At 58.4% G+C, this 3,935-nt stretch carries 3 protein-coding genes and 2 pseudogenes; 1 reads left to right on the top strand and 4 read right to left on the bottom strand.

All coding sequences use genetic code 11. The features are described from left to right. Positions 1–113: 113 nt before the first annotated feature. Positions 114–932, bottom strand: a complete 819-nt coding sequence (locus AC1D00_RS30730) for a class I SAM-dependent methyltransferase (protein WP_477013248.1) — start codon at positions 930–932, stop codon at positions 114–116. Positions 933–1,197: 265 nt separating this feature from the next. Beyond that, positions 1,198–1,407 (bottom strand): hypothetical protein, encoded by a 210-nt coding sequence (locus AC1D00_RS30725; protein WP_477013247.1) that lies wholly within the window; start codon positions 1,405–1,407, stop codon positions 1,198–1,200. 146 nt (positions 1,408–1,553) lie between these two features. Here AC1D00_RS30725 and AC1D00_RS30720 point away from each other — a divergent pair, with 146 nt between their 5' ends. Beyond that, complete coding sequence (locus AC1D00_RS30720) at positions 1,554–3,020, top strand: lipopolysaccharide biosynthesis protein (RefSeq protein WP_477013246.1); 1,467 nt, start codon at positions 1,554–1,556, stop codon at positions 3,018–3,020. Positions 3,021–3,123: 103 nt separating this feature from the next. Here the strand turns inward: AC1D00_RS30720 and AC1D00_RS30715 are convergent. Both AC1D00_RS30715 and AC1D00_RS30710 read right to left on the bottom strand, forming a co-directional pair. Continuing rightward, a pseudogene (locus tag AC1D00_RS30715) lies at positions 3,124–3,257 on the bottom strand (IS3 family transposase); the annotation flags it as partial. A gap of 184 nt (positions 3,258–3,441) precedes the next feature. After that, positions 3,442–3,935: pseudogene (locus AC1D00_RS30710) on the bottom strand (hypothetical protein); the annotation flags it as partial.

The raw sequence follows: 3,935 nt of genomic DNA, 5'->3' as shown, positions 1-3,935 counted from the left end.
CGGCTCGACCCTTTCGGATTACCTATTCTCGATCACCAGAAGCCCGGACCAGCAGCTCGCGAAATAGGGTTTGCGCCAAGCCGGAACGTCAATCGGCGTGGAGAGCTTTGCCCTCACTTAGGCGAGGCCGACCTTATGAACAAAAACTCGGTGTTCGCCTCACCGGTCACCATCCTCTGCAAGCTGAAACCAAGGTCCTTGCAAAAGGAGACGGCATCTTTGTCATAGACAAATTCCATCGGCCAACCGCCAAGCCAATCACGAATATCCGTAAACATATTCATGCCGCGGTTCTTCTTGTATTCGTGCATCCTCCACAGAAACAGAGGTAGCCGCAGCGGATTATGGCGCATCTGAAAGCGCCAGACGTACCAAAGATCCATGTAGCGTCTCTTCAGCCATCCCGCCGCAACATACTTTTGCTTAACGTCGAGCCAGAATTCCGGTGGTGGGTTGACTTGGGCATCCGCTGAATAGAGAGCGATATAAAACATCCCACCGGGCCTAACGCACGCTGCGGCATTGCGAATTGCATGCCAGACGTCTCCGGTGTGATGCAGAACCCCCCATGAATAGACCAGGTCGTATGCCCCCAAGCTATTCACAAATCTATCGTCAAGAACGGAGCCTTGCTCGACGGTCCAATTGGAGGGATTGCCTACCTGAGCCTGCACGCATCGGCTCGCATCGACTGAATTCGCGTCATAGTCAAAGCCACGAACCGATACTGCGCCTGCTTCCAGGGCGGCAACGGAGTGAAGTCCGCTTCCGCATCCAATATCGAGGAACGTTAGCCCCTTCAGATCGTCCCGTTCGATAAAATCGAGCAGGTGCTTCTTGGAAATCCGCACCCTCTCGGGTCCAAAATTCTTTTGAATGAAGTGGTGCCAGTTGTTCCCAAACTCGAACCTCTGTCCCTCTTCTTGAACCATGCTACTCACTACCCAGTCCTCCTGACGCAAACCCTGAGCTATCGCGGGCCGGACGACAACGTTGCTTGGTTGAGCAAGCCAACATTGCAGACGCCCGCCKTTTSAGATCYTGCARGCYGCAATCATTACGCTCCMAAGTACCGGAAAKTCCGCACATGCTTGARAAGAGCKYCCTGATGAGAGGMCGTCRACGCATGGCATCCAAACTCACGCSCTCGCAGTCTAGTATTKYGRACCGRTCGRCGGCTCGACCCTTTCGGATTACCTATTCTCGATCACCAGAAGCGCGCAGCAGGATCTGCCCGGCGAACCCACCTACATTTTGCTCTATTGCTTCGTCGCCACTTGCACTAATTGTCTTCATCGCAGCGACCGGATCAATTGCGTCAGCGAGGCCCAGCGAACCATGTGGGAATCCCGCAGTAACAGCCTCGACATCGGAAGATGCGATCGTCAGCGTGTCCGTGAGCACCATTGCTTTGCTCCGCTACGCAGGACGTACGAAATCCTGCTGGAGGGGGCCGCACACACAAGACTCGGCGCGGCATGAGATCGCGAATTCGCCGCAGGGCAGGATTTCTCGCGGCCGCAGGGCTGCTCGAGTATGCTCTGCAGTTTTGCGTGCCTGTCATTCTGGTCCGCCACCTGACCACGCAGGAGTTCGGGGACTACCGTCTGGTGTGGCTGGTCGCCGAAACAGGCCTGATCCTCTTTCCCCTGTTCCTGCCGCAGTCTCTGTTCTATTTCCTGCCGCGCGCTGCTCCCGGAACCCGCCCAAAGCTGGTAGGCAACACGTTCGCTAGTCTCTTCGCTCTTGGGGCTCTCGCGGCTCTGTTGTCTTTAGGACTGATGCCGGTCTCGCCGGGTTCGATCGCAGCCCTCGAGCGTTACTCGCCCCTCGTTCAGATATTCGTCGGCACCTGGATATTGGCGTCGATTCTTGATGCCCTGCCGACGGCGGACGAAAAGGCGGAGTGGGGGGCCTGCGCGACGATCGCGCTTGCGATAGTCAGGACAGCGGCATTGGCAGGTGCGGCAGTCGTATCTGGCGATGTCGGGTGGCTTCTGGTGGTGATGTGCGGCCTGGCCATGCTGAAGGTCGGGATCGCCGTGTTCTATGCCCTGCTTGTCGCGCGGGAACGAGGGCTCGGATTCGACGGCCAGCTGGCCCGCATGCAATTGATGTATTCGCTGCCCTTTGCGATAGCCAACGGCTTTCTCGCTTTGCGCGCGCAGGCCGGTCAATGGGTCGTGGCAGCGAACTTTCCGAGCTCGGCCTTTGCGCTCATCTCGATCGCATCAATGGTCAATCTCCTCGGGTCGTTGACGCGCCAGCCTCTGGGTAATGCGCTTCTGCCCAATATCAGTTCCATGGTGGGCGAGGGCAACTTTGAAGGCGCCCGCAAGCTGATATCGAAAGCGTATCTGCTGCTGGCATGCATGCTGCTGCCAGCGTTCGGGTGGATGATAGCGACCGCGGACGAGCTTGTGGAACTGATCTATACTCGCGAGTATCTCGGGGCAGCGCCACTCATGCGGATCTATTCCGTGGGACAGATCGCGACTGTTTTCGGGAGCGGCTGGCTCCTTTCGGCGTTTGGACTCGGCCGCCTGGCCGCGACGATCGGCGCGACATCGCTTTTGCTGTCAATTGTTCTGAGCATCCTTGGCCTCCAGTTATTCGGCCTCGCCGGTGCGGTGGCAGGAACCGTCGCCGGTCTCGTTCTTTGGGAGTGGTGGGGGTTGATCAAGGTCGCCAAGACGCTCGAAACCAGTATCGCCAAATTGATACCGATGGAGCAGACCGGGAAAATCGCCTTGGTGGTCGCAGCCGGTGTGCTCGTCGCCCAGGTCGTCTCCTCGGAGCTGGACACGTCCGTTTTCCTGCGGCTCGTGGCCAAGTCTTCGGCTTTTACGACGACCATGCTGCTCGGGTTCGTGCTCACGAAGGTCCATCACTCCGTGATATCTCTCGTTCGCGGCGCGAGTGAAGAAGCGCCTTTGGGAAGGTCTGAAAAACCTGACGCCGCACACGAACCCACTCGTGTAGTAGACCCGGATCGTCTTCGGCAGGCCGACYTCTCGTAACCCTTGGGGGAACGATTTATCCCTCCGGAGGTGAGGGACTCTGCCCAGACCTTGGAGGAGCTTGCGGGGCCTGGCCAATGGTCTTGAACGAAGTCCGGCGAGCAGCATTGGGCTCGCCTCGACCAGGATTCGGAGCCCGGGTCCTCACGGCCTTGCGGCGGGCCCGCGGCTTGCGGACGGTGAGCCCTTCCTCGCGATGACGTCCCGCTGCAGGACGAACAGCCGGCGGTAGCCGAACGCCGCCGCTCTTTGGCGCGCTATTGCGCCTAATCCCGATCGTCTATGGCCGTTGCCCGTCCCGCGAAGCACGATCAAAATCGGCTTGCTAACGGACCACTGACCGGTGTCCGTCGTAAACCTAACGCCTTCGTGAGAACCGATCGGCCGCGCGGATGTCGATGGTCGGTGAAAATGGCAGTCTTCAGCCGGATCCCGTGAAGCGCACGGCTCTTGCCTTTGCCGATGCTTCAGATTGAAGATCTGGTCGAACTGCGTCCGGAACGGGTCGCTCGATGATCCCGCCATCTTGTGCGCTTAGACGAGGGTCCTGCCCGCTGGCATAGATGCCCCGATCCAACAGATCACGCAGCACTCCGATGGCGACGCCAAGAAGCAGCCCTCCAAGGGCCGATATTCCGAGCACGATTCTGGCTTTTGGCCAACTGGCCTTTAAGGGAGGAAACGCCCCGGCGACGAGACTGGCCTCAAACACCGGCGATGTCTGTTGTTGCGTCGCTTCTGTCTTACGCACCACGTGGCGAAAACTGTCATAGGTGTTTTTGGTTGATTCCGCCGCGGCCACCAGTTTTTCGATGGTAGCAGCGGAATCCGCAAGCTCGTTCCCATCCTTACGATAATTCTCCAGTGCCTTTTGGGCAGCCAATGCTTGAACGCTCAATTCGTTCAGTCGATCCT

The organism is Bradyrhizobium sp. P2_E8 (assembly GCF_056403875.1).
This window is presented reverse-complemented; position numbering and strand designations above follow the sequence as displayed.

Excerpts from the sequence above, each read along its gene's own strand:
- AC1D00_RS30730 (WP_477013248.1), bottom strand. The coding sequence starts at position 932 with ATGGTTCAAGAAGAGGGACAGAGGTTCGAGTTTGGGAACAACTGGCAC.
- AC1D00_RS30725 (WP_477013247.1), bottom strand. The coding sequence starts at position 1,407 with ATGGTGCTCACGGACACGCTGACGATCGCATCTTCCGATGTCGAGGCT.